Annotated in this window: 32 protein-coding genes; 3 read left to right on the top strand and 29 right to left on the bottom strand. The window is 71.6% G+C overall.

What is annotated here, in order from left to right; genetic code table 11:
- Positions 1-13 precede the first annotated feature (13 nt).
- Entirely contained in the window at positions 14-631 is a 618-nt protein-coding gene (locus ACGFYY_RS32790) for a hypothetical protein (protein WP_393715010.1), read from the top strand.
- Positions 632-816: 185 nt separating this feature from the next.
- Here ACGFYY_RS32790 and ACGFYY_RS32785 read toward each other — a convergent pair whose 3' ends face one another.
- From ACGFYY_RS32785 to ACGFYY_RS32700, 18 genes are all read right to left on the bottom strand, one after another.
- Complete coding sequence (locus ACGFYY_RS32785; RefSeq protein ID WP_393715008.1) at positions 817-1,299, bottom strand: hypothetical protein; 483 nt, start codon at positions 1,297-1,299, stop codon at positions 817-819.
- Positions 1,299-1,502: a hypothetical protein gene (locus ACGFYY_RS32780; RefSeq protein ID WP_393715006.1), complete on the bottom strand. Its 204-nt coding sequence runs from the start codon at positions 1,500-1,502 to the stop codon at positions 1,299-1,301. The genes ACGFYY_RS32785 and ACGFYY_RS32780 overlap by 1 nt, the downstream gene beginning before the upstream one ends.
- A 25-nt stretch (positions 1,503-1,527) precedes the next feature.
- The gene (locus tag ACGFYY_RS32775; protein ID WP_393715004.1) at positions 1,528-1,785 is read right to left on the bottom strand and encodes a hypothetical protein; all 258 of its coding nucleotides are present in this window, start codon (positions 1,783-1,785) and stop codon (positions 1,528-1,530) included.
- Complete coding sequence (locus tag ACGFYY_RS32770; RefSeq protein WP_393715002.1) at positions 1,782-2,198, bottom strand: hypothetical protein; 417 nt, start codon at positions 2,196-2,198, stop codon at positions 1,782-1,784. The genes ACGFYY_RS32775 and ACGFYY_RS32770 overlap by 4 nt, the downstream gene beginning before the upstream one ends.
- Positions 2,195-2,701: a nucleoside 2-deoxyribosyltransferase domain-containing protein gene (locus ACGFYY_RS32765; protein WP_393715000.1), complete on the bottom strand. Its 507-nt coding sequence runs from the start codon at positions 2,699-2,701 to the stop codon at positions 2,195-2,197. The genes ACGFYY_RS32770 and ACGFYY_RS32765 overlap by 4 nt, the downstream gene beginning before the upstream one ends.
- Complete coding sequence (locus ACGFYY_RS32760) at positions 2,698-3,225, bottom strand: HIT family protein (protein ID WP_393714998.1); 528 nt, start codon at positions 3,223-3,225, stop codon at positions 2,698-2,700. Before ACGFYY_RS32760 ends, ACGFYY_RS32765 begins: the two co-directional genes overlap by 4 nt.
- Positions 3,226-3,279: 54 nt before the next feature.
- Positions 3,280-3,522, bottom strand: coding sequence for a hypothetical protein (locus ACGFYY_RS32755; RefSeq protein ID WP_393714996.1), 243 nt, complete (start codon positions 3,520-3,522; stop codon positions 3,280-3,282).
- A 102-nt stretch (positions 3,523-3,624) separates the two neighbouring features.
- The gene (locus tag ACGFYY_RS32750) at positions 3,625-4,293 is read right to left on the bottom strand and encodes a GGDEF domain-containing protein (protein WP_393714994.1); all 669 of its coding nucleotides are present in this window, start codon (positions 4,291-4,293) and stop codon (positions 3,625-3,627) included.
- A 154-nt stretch (positions 4,294-4,447) separates the two neighbouring features.
- Entirely contained in the window at positions 4,448-5,011 is a 564-nt protein-coding gene (locus ACGFYY_RS32745) for a hypothetical protein (protein ID WP_393714992.1), read from the bottom strand.
- A gap of 119 nt (positions 5,012-5,130) precedes the next feature.
- Positions 5,131-5,883: a hypothetical protein gene (locus ACGFYY_RS32740; RefSeq protein ID WP_393714990.1), complete on the bottom strand. Its 753-nt coding sequence runs from the start codon at positions 5,881-5,883 to the stop codon at positions 5,131-5,133.
- A 98-nt stretch (positions 5,884-5,981) separates the two neighbouring features.
- Complete coding sequence (locus ACGFYY_RS32735) at positions 5,982-6,659, bottom strand: hypothetical protein (RefSeq protein WP_393714988.1); 678 nt, start codon at positions 6,657-6,659, stop codon at positions 5,982-5,984.
- Positions 6,660-6,752: 93 nt separating this feature from the next.
- Complete coding sequence (locus ACGFYY_RS32730; RefSeq protein ID WP_393714986.1) at positions 6,753-6,977, bottom strand: hypothetical protein; 225 nt, start codon at positions 6,975-6,977, stop codon at positions 6,753-6,755.
- A 21-nt stretch (positions 6,978-6,998) separates the two neighbouring features.
- Complete coding sequence (locus ACGFYY_RS32725; protein ID WP_393714984.1) at positions 6,999-7,349, bottom strand: hypothetical protein; 351 nt, start codon at positions 7,347-7,349, stop codon at positions 6,999-7,001.
- Complete coding sequence (locus tag ACGFYY_RS32720) at positions 7,346-8,266, bottom strand: AAA family ATPase (RefSeq protein ID WP_393714982.1); 921 nt, start codon at positions 8,264-8,266, stop codon at positions 7,346-7,348. The genes ACGFYY_RS32725 and ACGFYY_RS32720 overlap by 4 nt, the downstream gene beginning before the upstream one ends.
- A 2-nt stretch (positions 8,267-8,268) precedes the next feature.
- Complete coding sequence (locus tag ACGFYY_RS32715; RefSeq protein WP_393714980.1) at positions 8,269-8,859, bottom strand: hypothetical protein; 591 nt, start codon at positions 8,857-8,859, stop codon at positions 8,269-8,271.
- Positions 8,860-8,947: 88 nt separating this feature from the next.
- A complete protein-coding gene (locus ACGFYY_RS32710) occupies positions 8,948-9,874 on the bottom strand; it encodes a DUF6919 domain-containing protein (RefSeq protein WP_393714978.1) in 927 nt (308 codons plus the stop codon).
- A gap of 82 nt (positions 9,875-9,956) precedes the next feature.
- Positions 9,957-11,135, bottom strand: a complete 1,179-nt coding sequence (locus tag ACGFYY_RS32705) for a hypothetical protein (protein WP_393714976.1) — start codon at positions 11,133-11,135, stop codon at positions 9,957-9,959.
- Between the two features lie 41 nt (positions 11,136-11,176).
- On the bottom strand, positions 11,177-11,560 hold the full coding sequence (locus tag ACGFYY_RS32700; RefSeq protein ID WP_393714974.1) for an RRQRL motif-containing zinc-binding protein: 384 nt from the start codon (positions 11,558-11,560) through the stop codon (positions 11,177-11,179).
- A gap of 109 nt (positions 11,561-11,669) precedes the next feature.
- Here ACGFYY_RS32700 and ACGFYY_RS32695 point away from each other — a divergent pair, with 109 nt between their 5' ends.
- Positions 11,670-11,879: a hypothetical protein gene (locus tag ACGFYY_RS32695; protein WP_393714972.1), complete on the top strand. Its 210-nt coding sequence runs from the start codon at positions 11,670-11,672 to the stop codon at positions 11,877-11,879.
- A gap of 4 nt (positions 11,880-11,883) precedes the next feature.
- A complete protein-coding gene (locus ACGFYY_RS32690; RefSeq protein ID WP_393714970.1) occupies positions 11,884-12,354 on the top strand; it encodes an endonuclease domain-containing protein in 471 nt (156 codons plus the stop codon).
- A 112-nt stretch (positions 12,355-12,466) separates the two neighbouring features.
- Here ACGFYY_RS32690 and ACGFYY_RS32685 read toward each other — a convergent pair whose 3' ends face one another.
- The 11 genes from ACGFYY_RS32685 to ACGFYY_RS32635 all read right to left on the bottom strand — a co-directional run bounded on the left by ACGFYY_RS32685 (position 12,467) and on the right by ACGFYY_RS32635 (position 20,564).
- Positions 12,467-12,751 carry a hypothetical protein gene (locus tag ACGFYY_RS32685; protein WP_393714968.1) on the bottom strand — a complete coding sequence of 95 codons (285 nt, stop codon included), beginning with the start codon at positions 12,749-12,751 and terminating at the stop codon, positions 12,467-12,469.
- Entirely contained in the window at positions 12,751-13,812 is a 1,062-nt protein-coding gene (locus ACGFYY_RS32680) for a hypothetical protein (RefSeq protein WP_393714966.1), read from the bottom strand. The genes ACGFYY_RS32685 and ACGFYY_RS32680 overlap by 1 nt, the downstream gene beginning before the upstream one ends.
- Positions 13,813-13,922: 110 nt before the next feature.
- Positions 13,923-14,657, bottom strand: a complete 735-nt coding sequence (locus ACGFYY_RS32675) for a hypothetical protein (RefSeq protein ID WP_393714964.1) — start codon at positions 14,655-14,657, stop codon at positions 13,923-13,925.
- A gap of 20 nt (positions 14,658-14,677) precedes the next feature.
- Positions 14,678-14,914: a hypothetical protein gene (locus ACGFYY_RS32670; RefSeq protein WP_393714962.1), complete on the bottom strand. Its 237-nt coding sequence runs from the start codon at positions 14,912-14,914 to the stop codon at positions 14,678-14,680.
- 86 nt (positions 14,915-15,000) lie between these two features.
- Positions 15,001-15,597 carry a hypothetical protein gene (locus ACGFYY_RS32665; protein ID WP_393714960.1) on the bottom strand — a complete coding sequence of 199 codons (597 nt, stop codon included), beginning with the start codon at positions 15,595-15,597 and terminating at the stop codon, positions 15,001-15,003.
- Positions 15,598-15,690: 93 nt separating this feature from the next.
- Entirely contained in the window at positions 15,691-17,772 is a 2,082-nt protein-coding gene (locus ACGFYY_RS32660) for a hypothetical protein (protein ID WP_393714958.1), read from the bottom strand.
- A 150-nt stretch (positions 17,773-17,922) separates the two neighbouring features.
- Positions 17,923-18,153: a hypothetical protein gene (locus ACGFYY_RS32655; RefSeq protein ID WP_383981155.1), complete on the bottom strand. Its 231-nt coding sequence runs from the start codon at positions 18,151-18,153 to the stop codon at positions 17,923-17,925.
- A gap of 96 nt (positions 18,154-18,249) precedes the next feature.
- The gene (locus ACGFYY_RS32650; RefSeq protein WP_393714956.1) at positions 18,250-18,621 is read right to left on the bottom strand and encodes a hypothetical protein; all 372 of its coding nucleotides are present in this window, start codon (positions 18,619-18,621) and stop codon (positions 18,250-18,252) included.
- 48 nt (positions 18,622-18,669) lie between these two features.
- Complete coding sequence (locus ACGFYY_RS32645) at positions 18,670-19,569, bottom strand: hypothetical protein (protein ID WP_393714954.1); 900 nt, start codon at positions 19,567-19,569, stop codon at positions 18,670-18,672.
- A gap of 17 nt (positions 19,570-19,586) precedes the next feature.
- Positions 19,587-20,108, bottom strand: a complete 522-nt coding sequence (locus ACGFYY_RS32640; protein ID WP_383981160.1) for a hypothetical protein — start codon at positions 20,106-20,108, stop codon at positions 19,587-19,589.
- A 183-nt stretch (positions 20,109-20,291) separates the two neighbouring features.
- Complete coding sequence (locus ACGFYY_RS32635; RefSeq protein ID WP_393714952.1) at positions 20,292-20,564, bottom strand: hypothetical protein; 273 nt, start codon at positions 20,562-20,564, stop codon at positions 20,292-20,294.
- Positions 20,565-20,597 lie beyond the last annotated feature (33 nt).

The following is a 20,597-nucleotide window of genomic DNA, read 5'->3' as shown; positions in this document are numbered from 1 at the left end:
TCAGGGAGTACGGGTGGGGAAGCCGGGGGTATTCAAGAGGCCGCAGCTCGACGAAGGGCCATTGAAAGAACTGAACGAAGCCCTGCACGCGCTTCACTTGTGGGCCGGCCGGCCGTCTCTGAGCGAGATGTACGCGGCCCTCAGCGATGAGGCGAAGAAGAAGATCTCCCGCAGCACCCTGCATGCAGCTTTGGCCGGCCCCGCGTTACCCAGGCGAGACACCGTCGACGTCCTGGTCGAAATCCTCGGCACCCGAGCCCGCACTACGACGCCAGAGGAACAACTCCTCCGCTTTGACACGCTGTGGCAGCGGGCCGCACTCGCTGACGTCACGGAGGACGACCTCCTGAGCCTGTCCTTGCCCACGGTTTTTGACGGCGACGTGTCCATGGACCTGGCCTCGCTGGTCAGGCAGCGATTGAACGGCCACCTGGAGGACACCGACCGGGTGTTCGCCCTGCTCGTCCTTGATGCCCTCAAGCCGGGCGGGACCGACGAACGGCACGACAGGGCCGTGAGCCTCTTCCGGTTCTTGCTGGCCGAGAAGCTCGGCCACATGCGCCAGGCCCCGCCCGTTGCTTCCATCGAAGGCCCCGGTAACGACATCATCGACGCGGAAATCGTCGACTAGGGCCCCAAGCCGTCCCCGTATATCAGGGGCGTGGGGTGTCAGTGAATAGGGCAGGTCCATCACGATCTGCGCCTGTGTGCCCTGGGCACGTTAGGCGGCGGCGTACTCCTCGGCTGGCCAGGCGCCGCGGGGGCCTCTGGCGGGGAAGCGCTCCAGGACGGTCTGGGAGGACGTGGCGGTGGTCATCAAGCGTCGCCGCCGTTCACGCGCTCGTGAATGTCGATGAGGGTGGCAATGGCGTCGGGGTTGTCCGCCAGGCCGACCCACGTACCGTTCGCGGTGAAGACGGGCACGGCGTCGGTGTCGGCGTCGAAGATGACGCAGTAGCCGCCGTACTTGTCGAGCACCATGTCCCGCAGGACCGGGATGAGCGCGGTGTCCAGAACTTCGAGGGCGTCGACGGTGAGCCGGGCGGGTTCGCCGGGAGCCTGGGGCTGGAGCAGGGTGCCGGTCGCGCGGAGCAGGTCGCCGGACTGTATGCCGTTCAGCAGCTCGTGGGTGATCCGGGGGTCGCCGCTGGTGCAGGTGACGATCGTGTCGGGGGCGTCGTCGTCGAGCGTGTCGATGTCGGCGGGCCGGACGACCAGGTCGAAGGTGACAGTGTCGCGCGGGCCGGGGACGGGGATCGCGTCGACCCAGCCGTCGACGGCGCAGTGCGTGGTGTCCATCAGCTGGCCTCCGCCAGGGTCTCGGTGGGGCGAGGGGAGCGGGGTCGGGTTGTGCGCTGCGCGATGTCCAGCAGCTCGCGGTTGCGGCGCTGCTGTTCGGGGCTGAGCGGGCGGGCCTGCGCGCCGTGGCGGTGCCAGAGCGGGGAGGCGGGCGGCTCGGGGTAGGCGAGGGCGTGGTCGACGTCGCGTTCGGTGCTGCTCATGGGGGCCTCCGTGTGGAGGGGAAGTTCAGGCGTGGTCCTGGCTCTTGCCGCTCTTGGGCGGGTCGGAGACGAACCGGGTCTCGCCGGGGTGCGCCGCGTTCCAGAGTTCCGCGCACGTCTTGTGCACGGCTTCTCCGGCGTGGGACCTCAGCGGAGTGGTCTTCCGGCACAGCACGCACCGCTCGGGCCAGGCGAAGTGCCTGCCGTCGTGCCAGTCCAGGAGTTGGACCGGTACGGCGGGTGGCTCGGGCGGTGCGGGTGCGGGGCGACGGCGGGTGCTCACGGACGCAGGCCGGGCAGCTGCTGACGCACCTGCGCGAGCAGGTCCTCGGTGGGCTTCCAGGGCCCGAGTTGCCCGCGTGCAGGGATCGGCAGGGCGAGCTCTTGGGCGTCGGTGAGCTCCAGGTGCCACCGGCCGGGCTCCGCCCACTGGGTGCAGGGCGGGGAGCCGTCCGGGTCCTGGTGGCAGCCGGTCAGCCGGGCGACGCCGATCACGGCGCCGGTCGGCAGGTCGCGGCCGCGGATCGTGCGGGCGACGTGCGGCAGGTGCAGGGCGGGCCGGTCGGTCTGCAGTCCCGCGTGCAGCAGCACCAGGCCGCGCCAGTTGGTGCGCCAGACGCGGTTCTCGGTGCGCTTGCCGTTGTCGAGGGCAATGCAGTCGGACCAGGGTGACCGGATGGTGAGGGCTCGGATCACGGGCGCGGAGCCTTCCTCATGACAAGGGTGAGCGCGGCCGCCACGGTGTCGTCCAGGGTTTCGCGCACCGGTACCCCGTGGCGGCGCGCGACGTAGATCAGGTAGCGGTTGCGCTCGGGGTTGGGGCAATTGGGCGGGCAGCCGAGCACGACCCGGCCGGTGGTGACATCGAGGCCGAACTCCACGTTTGTGGTGAAGCCCGGGAGTGTCTCCAGGTCTCGGGGGATCCAGAACAGGATCGCGTCGGCGGCGGCGCGGGCTGCGGTCTCCCAGCCGACCTGGTCGTCGTAGTGCTTGGCGCGGACGCCGCCGCGCGACTCCGGGGTGAGCACGGTCAGCGGTTGCTCGCCGGTCCACCGGGCGGCGAGCTCCTCGATGGCGGCGGGCCGCCACGAGGCGATGTCGCCGCCAGCGCGCGGGGTCGGTCCGGCGAGGAAGACGCTCGGCCCCGAGGCAGGGATCGGCTCGCGCGCGTAGACGAGGGTGGGCGTCGGACGGGTCATTCGTCGAACACCCCCTCGGCCTCCTGGGCGCGGACGTACTCGGCGACCGACCGCGCGGTGCCGCCTTCGAGGGCCTCGCGGACATAGTCGGTGACCATCATGCTGCCCGCGTCCTCGACCCGGTCCCGGAGCACGCTGAGCGTGGTGTGGGCCGCGTCCCGCTCGGCGTACAGCCGGTCCCAGTCGGACTGACCGGTCCAGGGGAGCGAGAGTCCGTCGCCCTCGACACGGGGCACCACGTGCACATGAAGGTGGAACTGGGTCTGCGTTCCGTGCGTGCCCTTGGACGTGATGATGTTCGCGTGCTCGTGTTCGGCCATCAACTCGGCCGCGCGGCGCATCACGGTCGCGGTCACCTCGGGGTCCTCTCCCGCGTCCTGGACGTGGACGCGGGGCAGGACCAGGACGTGCCCGGGGTGAACCCCGCCGGAGCGGGGGCGGATCGCAATGGCGTCGTCCCACTCCCGGACGACAGCGGCCGGAGCGGTCCCGGCGGCGATGGAACAGAAGGCGCAGTGAGTCATGTCAGGACTCCTTGGTCCGGTCAACGGGTTGGTGACGGCCGCAGCGGTGCGGGGTCACAGGATGGCCTGCAGGGTGGGGCGGGTGAGGGCGCAGCCGATGGTGGTCAGGAGTATCTGGAGCGCTGCGCCGGGGTGGGTGTATTCGGAGGTGGCGGGCAGGCCGCAGGACCAGCAGTCGGCCTCGGCGCCGTTCCAGGTGACGGAGCAGCGGGCGCACAGGTGGTCGTGGTGGGCCCGGATGCCGATGGCGCGGATGGTGGCTGCAGTGGTGCGGCGGGCCGTGGCGGTGTGGGTCATTGCGCGGGTCTCCGGTTCGTTTGGGTGACGGGGTGTGCCGGGATTCAGAGGGGTGGCCGCCGCCGCACGGGTGCGGCCACCCCCTGGGCGCGTGCGAGGGGTTCAGGCGGCGAGGGGCTGCGGTCCGGTGCCGGGGCGGCCGAGGCGTCGGCCGTTGACGGTCGGCGTGGCGGCGTGCGCGGGGGTGGCAAGCCGGTAGTGGCCGGTGCGCTCTCGCTTGTGCTCGTACATCGCGGCGTCCGCGCCCCGGAGCAAGTGGGGCAGGTCGCGGGTGTGGAGGTCGCTGGGGCTGGCCGCGCCGATGGACACGCCGACGTTGACGAAGGCGCCATCGATGCGGATCGGCTGGTGCAGCGCGCGGTGGAGCTGGGCGAGGCGGGCTTCGCGGCGGTGGGCCGGGGAGCGGACCGCTGCGGCGAGCTCGTCTCCGTGGAGGCGCGCGGCCACTCCGCGGGTTCCGGCCCACTGGGCGAGGCGCGCTCCGAGCTCGGCGAGGACCCGGTCGCCGGCGGCGTGTCCGTAGCGGTCGTTGAGGGCCTTGAAGTCGACGATGTCGAGGAAGGCGACGAGGGCGTGGTCGCCGTGGCGGGCCACGAGCTGGGTGGCGGCGCGGGTGTATCCGTCGCGGGCCAGGAGTCCGGTGAGGGGGTCGCGGCGGGCGGCGGCGAGGCGGCGCCGCATGACGACGCCGTCGGCGATCCAGAGGGTGGTCGGGACGGCGGCCGCGACGGCTATGGCGAGGGGCTGCGGGGCGGGGAGGCGTAAGGCCATGATGGTCAGGTGCTCCTTCTCGTCTTGGTGCGGGAGGGAAGTACGGGTCCGGGACAGCCGGTTGGACGGACACCCATGCGGCTGTCCCGGGGCGCATTCAGGCGCTCGTTCTGCGGTGCGCGGTGTTGGTGCGGAGCTCGGTGTGGCATGGGCCCTAGAAGGGCGGCTCGGTGCTGTCGTGCCGGGGGTCGAGGTAGCTGGAGCGGCGGATCCTCAGCCGGTAGTCGCAGGGGACCGGGGCGCCGGGTTCGGTGTCGAGTTCGTCGAGCAGCACGATGAGGGCGTCTTCGTCGACGAGTTCGACGTCGGTGTAGGCGCCGCAGTCGCAGGGGGCGATCAGGGTGAGGACGTGGAGGAGGTCGCCTTCCTCGTTCTGCTCGTCGGGGCGGCGGGTGTAGTGGAGCCACCAGCCCCGGGAGCCGTCGGTCGAGCCGAGGTAGGTGACGGCGGAGGCCGGCAGGCCGTTGTCGGTGAGCGGCGGGTGTCCGGTCCAGGACATGACGGGGACGACCTGGTCGAGGGTGTCGGAGAACGACATCGTGAGGACGGAGTCGGCGAGGAGGACGGCGGCCATCGCGAACTGGGCGTCGCGCTCGGCCGCACGGTCGGAGAGGTCGAAGTCGCGGACGCGCTGGTGCAGGGCGGTGATGGGGGCGGGCTCGGCGAGGTCGGCGGTGCGGTCGTGCCGGGGGACCGGGGCGAGCTGGAGAACGGTCATGGGGAATCTCTCCTTGTCGGTGCCGAAGCGCCGGGCGAGCTGTCCGGTCCTCCGCACCGCCCCGGCCCCAGGTGCGGGGTCGGGACGGCACGGGGAGCCGTCAGGGCACGAGCAGGGTGTTACGCGTCGGCACGGAGCCGGCTGCTGCCGGACTCGAGGTGGATGCCGCGCAGGGTGTCCGCGAGGTACGGGGTGAGCCGGTCCGCGAGGAGGACAGCCTCGGCGAGGTGTGCGGCGCGGCGGCAGGAGTAGTGAATCGCCGCCTGGTCGGCGCCGATGGAGGAGGCGGCGCGGGTGGCCATGTCGATGGCGATCTTCCGTGCGGTCGTCAGGGCCTCGCCTCGACGTGCACGGTTCGCGGCCTCGGCGGCCATGGCTTCGGCGCGTACGCCGCTGGTGGTCGTCTCGGTGTTGCACAGGCGCCAGTCCTCGTAGCGCTGGTGCATGCCGTCGGGATCGGCGCTCCACTCGTGCGCCCAGCCGCGGGCGAGGGCCGGCAGCTCCGTCCAGGAGTCGAGGACCTTCTGGCCGAGCGGTCCGAAGGCGCGCCAGGCGTCGGTCTCTTCCACCACGCGCAGGGCGTGGGTCATGCGCTGGTAGGGGTAGTACCGGTCGCCGGTCCCGGTCTCACCGACCGGCTCGACGATGAACAGCCGCACGGGCCAGCGCCACAGTCCCCGCAGCGATTCCCCGGGCTGGGTGACGATCGTGAAGAAGGAGTCGTTGTCGAACCAGCGCTTCCCGGGAGCGGGGTGGCGGGTGATGCCGTCTGCGCCGGCGGTGAGCAGGTCGAGCGGCGCACGGCCGCCGGTGATGGTCGGAACGGTGCCGTCGGGGAGCGTGGCCGCGTAGTAGGTGGGCGTCTTCGTCATGGCAGAGCCTCCGGTGGTGAGGGGGTCCGGGCCGGGTCTGTCCGGTCCTCCGCACCGTCCCGGCCCCAGGTGCGGGGTCGGGACGGCACGGGGAGCCGTCAGGCGCTCGCGTCGGAAGCCTCGGGGCGGGGACGGATCACCGCGTCCACTTCCTCGTCGGTCAGAGGCTTGTCCCAGGTGTGCGGGGGACCGGCCTTGAACTGGTCCATAAGGTCGACCAGGTGCGCGGCGCTGATGACCGGGTCGCTGCCCGCGACGGTCTCGAACGTGTACTGCTGCTCCCAGCCGAGGGACTGGTCGGTGCCGAGCTGGCGGTGGGAAGGCTGGTAGCGCAGGTACTGGCCGGAGCCGAGGTAGTAGACGGCGGTGCCGTCCTCGTAGCCGGACCAGCGGGTCCGCTCCCTCATCTCGGTGAGGTCGCCCATCGCCCAGTTGAAGGCGGCGTTGGACTCGGCCTCGGCGGCCGCCGCAAGCGCGGCCTGGGCGCGGGGCCCGTTGCCGTGCCGGGGGTCGGGCAGCCGCGGGGCCGGCCGGTGGAGGTCGCGGCGCACGGGGGCGGCAGCGGCGGTGATGAGCGAGTCGGTGATCAGGGCGGCGGTCAGGCCGGTGATGATCCCGGCGGCCAGCCGGGCGCTGCGGGGGAGGGCTCGGGCGCGGTGGTGGGTCCAGCTGCCCAGGGCCGCGCCGGTGGCGACCCCGCCGACGGTGGTGATGCTGTCGATCAGGCCCGTGCGCAGGGCGCGGGTGGCGTGCTCCAGCGGGCTGTGGTCGGTCATCGGGTGTGCTCCTTTGAACGTGGGGCCCGGGCTGTCCGGTCCTTCGCACCGTCCCGGCCCCCGTCAGGGGGGTCGGGACGGCACGGGGGGCCGTCAGAGGGTCGGTGTGGCTGCGCGGAGTGTGTCGAGGTGGCTGGCTGCCGTCTCGGTCTGGACGGCGAGGCGGGCGATCTCGGCGGCGGGTTCGCTGACCGGCTGTCGGCGGATCAGGGCGGCGGCGAACTCACCCGTCCGCGCGACGAGGTCGAGGGCCAGGGCGGCGAGGTGCTCCAGCTGCTTCTCGGTGTCCGGGTCGGCAGGAGCCGGATCGGTGGTCATGGCGTTGATCTCCTTGAGGGTTCAGAGCTGGGCGAGGAGCTGTCGCAGGGCCTGCGCCATGACGCCGATGGCGTCGGTGAGGTCGCCGCAGGACAGCCAGTGGCCGAGGTCGCGGTGTCCGGCCACGTCGGCGGTGTAGAAGCCGGTCGGGGTGAGGGGCCGCTCGTCGGTCCATCCGGCCTGCAGGGTGATCCGGTTGGTGGCCGGATCGGGGTCGGCACCGATCCAGCGGCCGACCCGGTAGTTGGTGAGGATGACGGCCGGGGCTCCGACGTCCATGGACGGAATCCAGGCCGCCCCCAGGCGCTGGCGCAGGGCGTCCCCGAGACGCTCCATCGGGTCCGGGAGCAGCGGCTCGTCCTGGCGGGTCACACCGCCTCCGCGAGCAGGTCGTCCAAGTCGGATCCGGGCCGCGGGCCGCAGTGGGTGCAGGTCAGGTCCTCGTCGTCATCGAGGTCGCCGCAGTACGCCTTGTAGAGATCGCCGGCGTTGTAGACGGGCGCCCAGGCCGGGGCCGGGCAGCCCTCGGGGCAGGACAGCAGGACGTCGAAGCCGAAGTCGCCCTCGCCGTCGACGTCCTGGCGGAAAGCCAGGGTGAGGCGGTCGGCGCCGAGGCGGAGCTCGCAGACCCGGTCGCCGCCGGCCACCATCGAGCCGGGCAGCCAGACGGCCAGGCGGGCCAGCTCCGGCCCGAAGAACCGGCGCAGGAGCAGCTCGTCGCCCAGGCCGTCGCTGCCGTCCAGGCCAAGCTCCGCACGACGGGTCTCGCTGACACGGGCAAGCAGCGTGCCCAGGCGGTACACGTGCTCGGAGAAGACCACGTGCTCGAACCCCTCGTCGTGGAGGTAGGGGTGCGCGGCGACGATCGCGGCGTGCTGCGCACGGACGACGTCCTCGGGTACCCGCCCGTTCTCCGGCCGCCGCCGGTTGCGCTCCAGGCACACCGACAGCGGGGTGGCCACCAACAGCGCAATCGGAGTGGCCCCGTGGCGGCGGGCCGTGTCCACAAGGCGGGCCCTGACTGGCGCGTCGGTGTGCGTCGCGTCGATGACGGTCGTGAGCTTCCGGGCCAGGCGGGCTTCGAGGACGCAGTGCAGGGCGGTGACCGCGTCGGCGGTGGCCTCCTGGTCTCCGGCATCGTCCGAGACGAGGGCACGGAAGTGGTCGAGTTCGAGGACCTGCGTGGCGGGCCAGGTCGAGGCCAGGGCGCTCTTGCCCGCGCCGGCCGCCCCCAGAAGGACCACGAGGTAAGGGCCGTCGCCCACGATGGCCGGGGAGATCAAGGTCATGGTCAGGCTCCAGTGGGGGTGTCGGCGCCGAGGATCGGCTGGCCGTGGAAGAGGAAGCCGCCCTCCGCGTACGGGCTGGGCTCGGCGCGCAGCAGCTCCGGGGACGCCTCGGCGGTGTGCAGCAGTACGTCGCGGATCCAGGTGTCGTCGCGCTGGAGCTCCAGTCGGTCGCCGAGGAACACCTCGGGGTTGATCGGGCGTGCGCCGCGCACCTGCTGGAGTTCCACCAGCCGCTTCAGCAGGAGGGTGCGGGCGCTCTCGTCGTCGGGGCGTTCGGGAACCGGGTTGCCCAGGGCGTTGCAGGTGCTGGCGTGGCTGTTGGCGAGCTCCACCGCCTCGTCCTGGCGGAGGATGCGGTCCCCGCTGAGGGCGCGGCTGGCCTTGTAGGGGCAGCCGAGGCAGGCGACCGCGTAGGAGGGGTAGCGGGTGTCGTCGGCGGAGGCGTAGACGAGGGTGACCGACAGGTGCCGGTTGCCGAAGCGCCAGGGGACGCTCAGGCCCTCGGGGGTCCAGGTCTCCGGGTACAGCTCCTGCGGGAGCAGCTCGTACGCGGGGGTGGGGTCGGGCTTGGGGCAGCGCGCGAATAGGGCCATCAGGTCTCCGTCGTGGTGATGGGGGTGGCCGGGCTGTCCGGTCCTCCGTGCGGCCCCCGCTCGTGGGCGGGGGCCGCACGGGGAGCCGTCAGTACGGGAGGTCGTCCGCTGCGGCGAGCGCCTGGCGCTCGGGGAGCTCCTCCGCTGATCCGGCGTCGTCGCTCGGGTGGTCGGCAGCACGGCAGCCGGGGGAGCAGTAGCTGCCGCCGTGGTGGAACGGGGCCCCGCACAGCGCGCATTCGAACTCGTCGCCGTCGGTGTTCCGGGTCCAGTCGATGAGTACGCCGGGGGCGATACACGCCTGGCAGCGGCCGTCGCTCTGGTCGGTAACGCCCTCACAGCCGTCACCACAGGTGCGGTAGCCGAGCGCGGTGCAGCCGCAGGCCGTACACAGGACAGCCGGTGCGGGGGAGGGCGGGGCTGACGGGGCGGTGGCTTTGGCGAGGGCCTCCCACAGGCGGCTACTCGGCCCGTAGTTCGGGTCGGCGAGGGTGATCTGCAGGGCGGGTGCGAACGCGTTGACGGCGGTCGGGAAGCCGCGCCACATGGCGACGAGGTTGCGGATGCCGAGCGCGTACCCGAAGACGATGTCCTCGTCTTCGGCGCCAGTGGTGACGGTGACGCCGGATCCCGGACCATCGTCTGCGTCCAGGAGGTCGGCGAGGATGATGTCGAGCCCGGCCTCTTCGGCAGCGTCGACCAGTCGGCGGATGAGCTCGGGGTCGCGGGCGAAGCCCTGCACGGCCGTCTTCTGGCGGCGCAGCCCGCGCTGGCTGATGTCGCTGAAGCCGACCTGCGCGGCGATGGTGCAGAACCCGGCCCGGTTGGCGGCCGTGAGCACGCCGATGTGCGAGGTGAGGTCGGCGGCGGGGCCGCGGCCCGGTCGGTGGCCGGGGATGGAGCGGATCTCGCCCTCCAGCCAGGCGGCGGACAGCCGGCCGAAGTCGGCGAGCGTGCGGGCCGACCTCCACCGCGCACGATCGGAGCGGCTCATCCAGGGCAGTAAGCGCTTCATCGGGTTCTCCCCACGGGGTTGGAGCGGGATGGTCACGGAAGGAGGCGGCCGCCGCCGGTGAGGACGGCCACCCCCGGCCAGGTCAGTTGGTGCGGACGCTGCCGCGGTGGGTGATGGTGACGACATCCAGTTCCGGGCGGCCCGCGACGCCGCGCAGGCGGATGTTGCCGTTGTGCGTACGTGCCTCGATCCGGCCGCGCGCGGCGGGGGTCGCGGTCAGGCTGATGCCGCCGTTGTTTCCGATCAGCAGTGCCGCGTTGCCGCTGTAGCCGGTGATGGTGACCGAGCCGTTGTGGACCTGGATGTCGGCCTGCTCCTGGACCGAGCCGACCTCGACGCCACCGTTGTGACCACGGACCTTGATCCGGCCGACGGTCTCGGCCCGCAGGCCGCCGTTGTGGGTGTCGAAGCCGAGGGCGGCCAGGACTCCACGCACCGTGAGGTCGGCGTTGGTGGTCGTCATACGCAGGCCGGATCCGACGGGAAGGGTGACGTGCACCTTGACCGGGCTGGGGCCGCTGGACATACGGGCGCCGGTGATGCTCCCGACGGTCATGCTTCCGTCGGCGTTGATGGTCAGGCCGGTGATCGACTCCCCTGTGAGGATCGTGCCGACGTTCTGCATGACGGTGGTGCGCCCCCCGCGGGTGGTGACGGTCTGCGAGAAGCCGCCGCCGGGCAGGTCGGGGACGGTCACGGTGAGCAGGTCACCGACGGCCTCGACGGCGCTGTCGCGGACGGCGTCGGCGGCCGGTCCCGTCGTGTCCTCGGTGGTCACCGTGGCGCTGGCCTTGGTGGCGGCCGGGTCGACGGTGACGGTGACGACGCCCCTGGGGCACCGGATGTCGGCGAACGCCGGGCGGGTGGTCGGATCTTCCCGCAGTGCGGGGAGGGTGCCGGTGATGGAGGTCGTTCCGGTCGTCAGCAGAGTGACGATCTCGGCCGCGGCCTCGGCGGCGATGTGGTGCGCGCCGACGAGTTCGGCGGCGGGGTCCAGGCCGGAGGCGAGCGCCTGCTCGTACGTGGCCCGGTAGGCCGGCAACTGCCGGTCGAACTGGGCCTGCACGAACTCCGTCGCCCACGCCTCACCCTGGGCGACGGCCTCGGTCGCGATGCGCTGGAACTCCTTCTCCGCGTCGGCGTCGGGCATCGACGTCGCGATGGTGAGGAACAGGTCGGTGACCTTGCGGGCGGTGGGCTCGCTGACCTTGAAGTTGGTCATGAAGTCGCGGATCAGTTCGGTCTCGAAGTCGGCGGACACAGGGGTCTCCCTTGTGAAGTGGGTCGGGCAGGTCGGTGGGGTCAGGCGGCTGCGGCGAGAGCCGGTACGGCTTCGGGCGAGCAGCCGAAGCAGGACCCGAGGGTCTTGAGCGGCAGGCAGTGGTCGAAGCGGATGCCGCAGACCGGGCAGGTGGAACGGGCAGCCATGGCCCGGTCCAGTGCCCACTCCTTGGCGAGCGTCATGGGGCGTACGGGCTTGGCCAGGGCGATCCAGTACAGGTACGCGCGCCGCTGGCCGTTGCGGCACAGGACCTGCGCGGCGACCGGCTGGCCGCCGATCCGCAGGCCCAGTGCGCGCAGCTGGCGGCGGGTGGCGAGGCCCTCGTCGGTCGGGGCCATGCGCCAGGGGTAGGTGGGGAGGCCGCCGTGGTTCTCACCGGTGGGGTCGAAGTCAAGTGCCCGCACTACCCTCCCCTTTCGACGTGAACTTTGTTCGCGAACTGAGTTCACGTTAAGCCGCACAGATTCCGGCTGTCAACTTTGTTCGCGAACTTAGTTGTGAGAATCTGAGGGCATGACTACTTCGCAGAGTGAGTACGACGAGGCCAGAGCGGACGTCCGGCAGGCCAAGGCCAAATACGACGAGGCCCGTTCCGTCTTTTTCGCAGCGATCAAGAAGGCGCTCGGTCTCGGCGTCCGCCCCTCAGAGTTGGGCCGGGACAGCGGCTTCACCCGCGAGTACATCGCCAAGATCCGCGACGGGAAGGGACCCAAGGACGTCTGATCACATGCCCGAGCACCCGCGTCCGGCCGGCCGTCAGTGCAGTCACACCCGGTACCGCCTCAGCTGCGACGAGTTCGACAAGCTCATGCGCGCTGTCCGGTCCCGCTGCCAGCTCTGCGGTCGTACGGCGGCGGAGACCGGACACGGCCATCTGGTTGTCGACCACGACCCGCAGGTGGGCGACTGGGCGGTGCGGGGTGTCCTGTGCTCGGCCTGCAACCTGTCGATCGAGTACGGCCGCTCGGAAGTCGCAGCCACGGCCAGGTATCTCGAGGACCCGTGGTACCAGCGCGTGCTTGATGAGCGCGGAGTCGCCATAACTCCGCCCGAGCCGCCCCTTGGAACCACGGTGCGAGCAGGCCGGCGCAGCTGGCTTCGTACAGATGAGGGGTGGCAGGCCCTGGACCGCTACAGGGGCGGCCTCTTGAGCTGGAAGGAATTCGTGCGGCGATTCGGCCCGCACAACATCGCCTGAGGCGGACGCAGATCCTGGGGCGCCGTACGGATGATCCGTACGGCGCCCCAGGCGTTTCCATTGGAAACGGACATCCCGACCGACTCGCGTTTCCATTGGAAACGCCGCCGGGTCAGGCCCGGTCTGCGGCGTTCTTCATGATCTCCAGGCCGTCGGGGTGGGCGTGGACGGCCGCGACGATGTGGTCGGTCCAGTCCCTCAGGCCCTGGTGGTGGCGCTTGAGAGTGGCCAGCTCCTCCTGGGCCTTCGCGAGCTCGTCGGCGAGGGTCGGGCAGGTGCAGGCTTCCTCGTCGGGGTCGTGCATCCGGGCCATGCAGCCGGGGACCAGCCCGTCCGGTTCCTCGGTCCAGCCGCAGCGCAGCGGCCGCGGCTTCGGCTCGGTACCGGTGCCCGGCATCAGGAGACCGCGGCCTTGGTGGTGACCCGGGCCAGGTGCTGCTCGTACTCCTCGTTCCACGCTTCAGGATCGTGGCCGGCCTGCCGGGCGGCCTCCCAGGCCCACTCGCAGAAGTCACCGTCCTCGAGCTCGGCGTTCACCTCGGTGAGGGTCTTGCGCAGCAGCTTCGGGGCGGCCATACGCAGGGCTTCCAGGAGCCGATAGGCGATCCAGGAGCGGCCTCCGGCCAGCGCGTACGCGGCGAGCGCGCCCGGATCGCTGGTCGCGGCACTGAACAGGTCGGTCGCCGAGCGCATGGTCTGTTTGAGGAGATCCTCCGTCATCGCGTCGGCGAGCTGGTCGCGGGCGGTGCCTCCGGCGGCCTCGGCGAGGAAGTCGTCCGGGTCGGATGTGGTGGCGGACCCGGCGGGGGTAAGGCTGTTCTGCCAGCCGGTCCAGACAGCTTCCGGGGTGGTCGTGTGCTTGCTGTTCATGGGCATCTGGAGGCCGATGAGGTCGTGTCCGAGGATGACGAGTGGCCCTGCGGCGGCGTTATGCCAGACGGTAAGTGCGTAGCCGGCGGCCGTCCAGCGGGCCAGGAACTCGCTGGACCATCCGCTGGACGGGGCCGGTTCCGGCGTCAGGGCGGTCTCGGGCAGGGTGTCGAGGTGGCGGCGGATCAGGGTACGCCAGTCGGGCCAGGTCTCGTCCCGGGTACCGACGGTGAGCTGGCGGCCGCCTCCGGCGCTGACGTTGAGGGTGTCCTTGCCGGGGGTGAGGGTGAGGGTGGCGGAGTCGTCGATGTCGGTGGTCCAGGCGGTCAGCGCGATCAGGGCGTCCTGGGTGAGGGTGAGAGCCCAGGCGGGGGTGGGGCGGATGCCGACGCGGGCGACGGCGAGGGTGTAGCGGTCGGTGGCGACGGCGTGGAGGTGGACGCCGTCGCAGTCCAGGCGCATGCCCTGGACTGCGGCAGGCGCGAGCTCGTCGCCGATGTGAGGGCGGGCCTTCTTCAGGAGTTCGCCGAGCTGGTAGGCCGTGATCTGCGTGCTGGTCACGGCTTGCGTCTGGGCGTCGTTGGACATGTGGTCCCCTCCTCGGTGTTGGGGCATGGGCCGGCTGGTCCGGCTCCCTGCCCGCTCCCGCGCCGTTGTGGGCGGGGGCGGACAGGCAGACGTCAGTGGCTGCGAAGCGGTTAGTCGTCAGCGGATTGCAGTGCGCGGCCGTTGATCTCGACGCGTTTGACGACGGGCTCCGGTACGTGGACGTGCGCGTCGACGGAGACCGGGGTGGGCTGGACGTTGTTGTAGACGTGGACGAAGGTCGTGGACCGGAGCGTGAGGCCGCGAAGGGCGATCGTGGAGGCTGCGGTCCAGGCGAGGATGGTGAGGGCTGCGGCGACGGCGCGGCCGGAGGTCGGGGAGGCCGTCCAGACCATGGCGGTGGTGGCGGCGCCCCAGGCCGTCCAGGTGAGGCGGGCGCCGGCGGCCCGGGCCCAGGCGCTGAGGATGAAGGAGCCCGCGCCGAAGAGCTGCCAGGCCCCGTAGATGGTTGTGGCGGTGATGGGGAGGCCCGTGGTGTGCGCGGCGATGAAGTCGCGGACGGGCTGGTGGAGGGTGGCGATGAGGCCGGTTCCCAGGGAGTGCCATTCCCAGCTGGTCCAGGCGACGATCACCGCTGCGACGAGCCCCCACACGAGGAAGCCGGCGGCCGCGAGTCCGGCCAGGACGACGATGGTCTTGATCCAGGTGGCCATGCCGCGCCAGCCATCGTCGGGAGCTTCCAAGACGTCCATGAGTCGGTCGGCGGCGGCTTCGGCCAGCCAGGCGCCGAAGCGGCGCCAGCCACTCCGGGCGGGAAAGGGCGTCGGCTCATCGTCGAGCGTGTCGTGCTGCGGCTTGCGCGGGAAGGGAACCGTGTTGTTGGTCATGGTGCTGCCTCCGATGACGTTCAGCGGGCGGGTGTCGGGTGGCGCAGGGGCTGGACCGAGGCGTCGGGTCCGGGCACGGCCGGGCCGGTGTAGGCGGGCCGAGACTCGGGTACGGCGGCGTGGCCGCTGAAGTTCGCGCACAGCTGCCATCCGGCCCACAGGCCGAAGGCCAGGCACACCCGGTGCCGGTTCGCTTTCCACCAGGTCGGCGGAGCGGGCTCGGTGATGACTCCTATGACGCGTGTGCCTTTCGCCATGCAGCGGCTCTCCCCAGATACGAGTCGGTGTGTGGGTGCGCGGCCCGGTGTCGGAGCTCGCGCGAATGCGGCTTGGTCGCCGATGGTCAGCTGTTGAAGGTGTTGTTGATCGAGCCGCGCGAGAAGACGCCGCGGTTGACCACGCTCTGGTGGATGTGGGTGTCTCCGACGCGCTGCACCCCGCGGGCGCCGGGGGCCGATCCGCCGCCCATCCGGGTGCGTAGGGCGTTGCGGAGGGCGGCGACGGCGACCATGACGGTCGCGCCGATCGCGGCGGCGCTGTAGAGGATGGTGGAGACGTACGGCAGGGCGGGGGCGGCCAGGTTGAGGCCAAGGCCGATGAGGGCGCACGTTCCGCCGGTGGACAGGGTGATGGCGGCGTAGCGCTTCACCCAGGCCGGGACGGCCGGCTCCGGCTGGGGGGCGAACAGCTGTGCCGGATACGGGTACTGGGGCGGGGGAGCGGTGTGGAAGTGCTGCACGACGGCGGTCTGCTGGTGCTGGGCCACGGCCGGCTCGTAGGGGAGGTCGCCGGTGCGGATGAGGGAGTCGCGGACGGCGGCCTGGTAGAGCTCCTCGGGCGTGTAGCCGTTGAAGCGGGGGTGCAGCGGCCGCGGGGCGGCGACCGGGACGGGTGCGGGGCCGACGTTCTGGTCGGCCTGGAGGTAGGTCTCGTAACTCATCAGGGACTCCAGAAGCGGCATCGCGCATAGCGGGTGGCGGGGCCGGGCCCCGCGACCCGGATCGGGTGGCGGGGCCTGGTGGAGAGACGGGGGTCAGGCTGCTTCGGCGACCGCCCACATGCCGTGGCCCATGTCCGCGACTTCGCCCTTCTTCACGGCGCGGGTCAGGGTGGAGGACACGGTGGACAGCGGGATGTTCAGCCGGTCCGCGATGAGACCGGTGGTGGTGACGCCCTGCGAGGCGACGAACTTGAGGATCTGCGTCTTCTTCGTGCCGGTGACGGGCTTGGACTCGGCCTGGACCATCGCGGCCAGGTCGTCGACCGGGGCCTGGCGCTGCTGGACCACCTGCGGCGCCCTGCTGTTCGCGTTGTTGTCCTCCTCGTTGTCGTCGGTGACGCCCGGTACGGGCGGCTCCTGGCCGGTGCGGCGCAGGGCCAGGCGGTCACGCCACTCGGTGTAGAGCGGGCCGATGGCCTCGCCGGCGCCCGGGGTGAGTTCGGCGACCGCTTCGGTCTTCTTCGCCCAGCGGGTGGCGATCTCCTTGGGCTCGGGGGCCCAGCCTCGGAAGATGGCCGCGCGTTCCTGGACGCCCTTCATGTAGCCGAGGCCGGAGGTGGGGACGCCGACCTCGTCGTCCCACACCGACGGGATGTCGTTGGGGTCGGCGGGCAGGTTGATGACGTACCCGGCGGAGCGCTCCGTGGTGCGCAGGGCGATGTTGTTCCCGGCGGTCAGCGGCTGGCGGAGCTTGGCGCTGCCCAGGGACTCCAGCGTCGGCAGGTGCGTGCCGAGGCGGAGCTTGATGCCGCACTTGCGGCCCAGGATGGCGATGCGGACGGCGAGCTCGATGGCTTCGGCGCCGTAGGCGCCCCACACGTCCTGCCACTCGTCGATCGTGACGGCGAGTAGCGGGTCCTCGCCGGGTTCCCAGTCCGTCTCGCCGTACATGGTGTCGCCGTCGGCGTCGACCCAGGTGGACAGCGCCGAGTTCTTGGAGCGGCGGTCCAGCTCGGTGTTGGCGGCGATGAGCATGCCCATGCACTCGTCGGGGCCGCAGGCGAAGTAGTCCAGGTAGTCCTGCCAGAACCCGAAGGACTTGCCGTACTGGGGGTCGCCGCCCCAGGAGACGACGAGCCCGGACTGCTTCTCGATGGCGAACAGGGATCGGAAGATCGCGGACTTTCCGGCGCCGGTGGAGCCGGAGATGTGGGAGTGGACCGCGCCCCAGCCGGGTCGCCACATCTGGTACATCGCCGGGGTGCCGTCGATGTACCAGCCGATGGTGGCGATGCCGGTCTTCTTGTCCAGGACGTGTGGTCCGGGGAAGACGGGGACCTTCTTGAGCGGGTTGCGGCGGTAGACCTGCAGGCGGGCCAGGGCCGCATTCCCGGACGGGTCGTTCTCCACCGACACCGAGGTCGGCGACAGCCCGTACGCGCCGGCGATCCGCACCACCGCCGCCTTGGCGTCGGCGCTGGTATGCCGGACCGGGTCCAGGGCGATGGTGCCCTGCCAGGCGCCCTCGACGTCCATGTCGGCGACATCGACGAGCTCGGCGCCGGGCAGGGCGCCTCTGGAGGAGCCGACCGTCCCCAGCCAGCGGGCGACATGCTCCTCCAGGCCGGTGGGGACTTCCTCCTCGGTGGGGCGGATCCGGCGCCGGTACCACCAAGGGATCGCCACCGACGGCAGCCAGCCCAGCCACCACGCCCCGGCCATCCCCGGCTCGAACGGCCCGGCATCCAGGATCGGCATGAGCGTGGTCAGCACGGCAGCCGAGCCGACCGCCCCGGCGGAACGCAGCAGTTCATCGCGGCGCAGCGGTCTACCGGGCGGGGTGGGCAGGGCGTGGTGGCGGCTCAGAAACTGGGTGGCCTTGTGGTCCCAGCCTTCCTTGGTCCGCCACTTCGTCCAGGCGTAGTAGGTGGCCGCGGCGACGGTGTCGGTGGCCAGGGCGCCGGCCACGCCGTACGGGGCGGCGGTGAGGGCCTGGCCGTAGGCGGCCAGGGCGACGGAGCCGTACAGGGGAGTGAGGTGACGGCGGTTGCGCCAGCCCCACCGGCGCACGGCGTGCAGCGCCCGTGCGGCGGTGGAGGCGTCGGCGTCGACCGTCGTCTCGGGCTCCTTGGCCAGGACGGCGCGCTCGGATGCGGGGGAGCGGGTGGCGGACAACTCGGGGAACCTCCGGGGAAGGCACGGCAGGGCCGGCCTCCCCACTGGAGGCCGGCCCGGGAAGGGCCGTGTGGGGAGAGCGAAGGGCGGGGCTTCCCCGGCGGCCGGGGCGTGCCCCGCCGACAGCAGGGGGTGTGGTGGAGCGGGTGGCTATCCGGCGGCGGGCGGCTCGTACGACGCGGCGAGCTCCCCGGTGGTGGGGTACTGCCAGAACCGGGGCAGGCGGCTGGGCCGGTTGGGGACCACGCCGTTCTTGCGGCCGGCGGTCGCGATGCGGCGGGCCATGTCGGCCGCCTCACCGGGCAGCGTGGCCATCTCGTCGATGACGAGGACCAGCGGCTCGGGGTCGGTCGGGCGGGGGGCTCGGGTGAGCGGGTTCATCGGGGACCTCTCTTCCGTGTCGGGGGGTGCCTGTGGGCACACGGCCGGAGCCCAGCCCCGTCCGGACGGGGTGGGGGCTGGGCTTCGACCGTGCGGTCACAGGCCGATGTAGGCCGTCCGGTTGGCCGGGGCGACGGGCGCGGAGTTCACTGCGGAGTGGATCCCGCCGTGGTTGCGGCGGACCGTGTTCGCGGCGTCCTTCGCTCCCGTGCTCAGGTCGTTGGCCGCGACCGCGGCCGCGCCCGCGGCGCGGGCCTGCCCGACGAAATTCCCCGCGATCTCGCTGACGTCGTTCTTCGTGCTGTCGTCGAATTCCAGCTCGGTGAGCCGGTCGACGACTGCGTGGGCCTCGGTGGCCTTCGCGTTGATCCGGCGACGGCGGTGCTCAGCGGTCTCGGCCTCGGCGGTGGTGGCGTCCAGCAGACGGGCGATGACGCCCAGCATCTGCCGGTAGGTGATCTCTGCCATGACGATGTTGCCTCTCTGATTTGGAAAATGCGGTGGGCGGCGGCGGGATCAGTCGATGTAGGTCGTCGACTCCGCCATCTCCTCGGGCGCCGCGGCCGCGGCCTCGTTGATGCCGCCGTGGCGGGCCAGGACGTTCTGCCCCGTGACCGAGGAGTTCGCGGCGGCCTCCGCGCTGTTGCTCGCGTCCGCCTCGCGGGCAGCCTTCAGCCGGCCGAGCTGGTCGCGCAGCGCGGCGAGCTTCCCCAGCACCTGGTTGTCGTACTTGGCGGCCACGGCCTGGTTGTAGGTCGCCTCGACCTTCGCTTCCAGGTCAGCGATCCGCTTGACGGCGGCGACGGCGTCGTCCCGCTCGCGGTTGGCGAACGCAAGCGTGCCCTCCAGCCAGATCACGAGGGTGTCGACGTTGCGGACTTCGACGGCTCCGGGGGTCGTCACAGTGCTGCTCCCAGGGGTATACGAGGACGGCCCGGCGGATGCCGGGCCGTTGGTGGGCGGGTGTGCGGGGGGCGGGGGGATCAGGCCCCCGTTGTTCGGATCGGCGGTGCCGGGTGGTGCGGCGGGGCCGATGGTGCCGTCGGGTCGGACGACGCCCGCGCCGTCGGCGGGGGTCAGCGGGGGCTGGCCGTTGGCGGGCGGCGGGATCGCGCCGCCGTTCTCGCGGGCTTCCCTGGCGAGCCGGTTCTTCTCGCGCTGGGCCTTCACGACGTCGCGGGCTTCGGGGTAGGCGTCCTTCCAGCCGTTCTTGAAGCCGGAGCCGAAGGTGTACAGGGCGGTGCCCGCAGTGATGACTCCGGCGGCCACGTTGGTGCCCACGCCGGCCTTGTCCCCGTTCTTCTTCGGGGACAGCTTCTCCTTGGTGTTCTCGTGGGAGTCCTTCACGTTCTTGGTGCCGCCGGCCAGGCCGCGGCCGACGAGGTAGGCGATGACGAGGACGGTGAGCGGATCCATCGGTGTCGGCCCCCGTCTCAGTTCATGCCGAAGAGCGTGGCGACGATCCCGCCGACGGTGGTGGAGATGAACCCGATCGCGGCGGCCGCTCCGGCTCCGACGGTGCCGGGGATCGCCACGACCGCAAACGGGGCCGCGGCGGCGATGCCCAGGGTGCGCGGCTCGGACTTGTCGTCGCGGATGTCACGGATCAGGATCACGATCAGGGCGCCGGACACGAGCCAGCCCAGGCCGACACCGATCCACTCGGTGAGCAGGACGCCGATCTGCTCGTTGCACCAGGAGATCCCGGTGTTGATCCACTCACCGAGCTTCGTACCGACGAACCCGAGGCCGCCAGCGATCCACAGCCCGACGTGCAGGCGCGGCATCTCCAGCTTCGACAGGAGCTTGCCGCCCGAACGGCCGCCGCCCCCGCCCTTCCCGTGGTGCTTGCCGCCGCCCCCGCCGCCCTTGCGGGCGACGACCTGAAGCGCGACCGACAAGGCGATGCACGTGGCGCCGACACCGGCGCCCATCACCGCGTCCACTGCTGCCATTTCTGTTCCCCTCCTGGGTTCCGTTTCCATTGGAAACGGCTCGTGTGAAGTCGATGCGGCCACCGGTTGCCGATTACGGAAGGTGGCCTGTACCCTCGCGCGCGCCCGCGCGCCCGCCTACGCGTCGGGGGTCCGGGTGCGGACCCGCGCCTGCGAAATACGCACTGCGAATTACGCAATCAGTCACTGCTTGTGACGACTGCTCAGCCCTTGGCCGAGCTGCCGCAGGACTGCGGCGAGGGCCTTCCACTCCTCGTCCCGGCGGTGCTCGGGGAGGGCCCCGATGACCGATCGGACGATGTTGAACTCGGCCTCCGCGACACCCTTGATGCCGCGTGTCGCGCCCTCTCGGCGCAGCTGCTGGCGGTAGTTCTCGGTGCGCTGCGCCCTGGTCTCGCTGCGCTTCTGGTCACGCTTGCGCCGCCAGGTCGGGCGGTCTGCGCTGGTGCTGCTCACGTGCCGGTTTCTCCTCCCTGACGGGGGTTGGGG

This window comes from Streptomyces sp. NPDC048331, assembly GCF_043201215.1.
GTDB lineage: Bacteria > Actinomycetota > Actinomycetes > Streptomycetales > Streptomycetaceae > Streptomyces.
The sequence above is the reverse complement of the archived record's forward strand: the minus strand, read 5'-3'. Positions and strand labels throughout refer to the sequence as shown.

Coding starts and splice junctions, on each gene's coding strand:
- ACGFYY_RS32785 (WP_393715008.1), bottom strand. CDS start 1,299: ATGGACACCACGCACTGCGCCGTCGACGGCTGGGTCGACGCGATCCCC.
- ACGFYY_RS32780 (WP_393715006.1), bottom strand. CDS start 1,502: ATGAGCAGCACCGAACGCGACGTCGACCACGCCCTCGCCTACCCCGAG.
- ACGFYY_RS32765 (WP_393715000.1), bottom strand. CDS start 2,701: ATGACCCGTCCGACGCCCACCCTCGTCTACGCGCGCGAGCCGATCCCT.
- ACGFYY_RS32760 (WP_393714998.1), bottom strand. CDS start 3,225: ATGACTCACTGCGCCTTCTGTTCCATCGCCGCCGGGACCGCTCCGGCC.
- ACGFYY_RS32755 (WP_393714996.1), bottom strand. CDS start 3,522: ATGACCCACACCGCCACGGCCCGCCGCACCACTGCAGCCACCATCCGC.
- ACGFYY_RS32750 (WP_393714994.1), bottom strand. CDS start 4,293: ATGGCCTTACGCCTCCCCGCCCCGCAGCCCCTCGCCATAGCCGTCGCG.
- ACGFYY_RS32745 (WP_393714992.1), bottom strand. CDS start 5,011: ATGACCGTTCTCCAGCTCGCCCCGGTCCCCCGGCACGACCGCACCGCC.
- ACGFYY_RS32740 (WP_393714990.1), bottom strand. CDS start 5,883: ATGACGAAGACGCCCACCTACTACGCGGCCACGCTCCCCGACGGCACC.
- ACGFYY_RS32735 (WP_393714988.1), bottom strand. CDS start 6,659: ATGACCGACCACAGCCCGCTGGAGCACGCCACCCGCGCCCTGCGCACG.
- ACGFYY_RS32730 (WP_393714986.1), bottom strand. CDS start 6,977: ATGACCACCGATCCGGCTCCTGCCGACCCGGACACCGAGAAGCAGCTG.
- ACGFYY_RS32720 (WP_393714982.1), bottom strand. CDS start 8,266: ATGACCTTGATCTCCCCGGCCATCGTGGGCGACGGCCCTTACCTCGTG.
- ACGFYY_RS32715 (WP_393714980.1), bottom strand. CDS start 8,859: ATGGCCCTATTCGCGCGCTGCCCCAAGCCCGACCCCACCCCCGCGTAC.
- ACGFYY_RS32710 (WP_393714978.1), bottom strand. CDS start 9,874: ATGAAGCGCTTACTGCCCTGGATGAGCCGCTCCGATCGTGCGCGGTGG.
- ACGFYY_RS32695 (WP_393714972.1), top strand. CDS start 11,670: ATGACTACTTCGCAGAGTGAGTACGACGAGGCCAGAGCGGACGTCCGG.
- ACGFYY_RS32690 (WP_393714970.1), top strand. CDS start 11,884: ATGCCCGAGCACCCGCGTCCGGCCGGCCGTCAGTGCAGTCACACCCGG.
- ACGFYY_RS32685 (WP_393714968.1), bottom strand. CDS start 12,751: ATGCCGGGCACCGGTACCGAGCCGAAGCCGCGGCCGCTGCGCTGCGGC.
- ACGFYY_RS32680 (WP_393714966.1), bottom strand. CDS start 13,812: ATGTCCAACGACGCCCAGACGCAAGCCGTGACCAGCACGCAGATCACG.
- ACGFYY_RS32675 (WP_393714964.1), bottom strand. CDS start 14,657: ATGACCAACAACACGGTTCCCTTCCCGCGCAAGCCGCAGCACGACACG.
- ACGFYY_RS32670 (WP_393714962.1), bottom strand. CDS start 14,914: ATGGCGAAAGGCACACGCGTCATAGGAGTCATCACCGAGCCCGCTCCG.
- ACGFYY_RS32665 (WP_393714960.1), bottom strand. CDS start 15,597: ATGAGTTACGAGACCTACCTCCAGGCCGACCAGAACGTCGGCCCCGCA.
- ACGFYY_RS32655 (WP_383981155.1), bottom strand. CDS start 18,153: ATGAACCCGCTCACCCGAGCCCCCCGCCCGACCGACCCCGAGCCGCTG.
- ACGFYY_RS32650 (WP_393714956.1), bottom strand. CDS start 18,621: ATGGCAGAGATCACCTACCGGCAGATGCTGGGCGTCATCGCCCGTCTG.
- ACGFYY_RS32645 (WP_393714954.1), bottom strand. CDS start 19,569: ATGGATCCGCTCACCGTCCTCGTCATCGCCTACCTCGTCGGCCGCGGC.
- ACGFYY_RS32640 (WP_383981160.1), bottom strand. CDS start 20,108: ATGGCAGCAGTGGACGCGGTGATGGGCGCCGGTGTCGGCGCCACGTGC.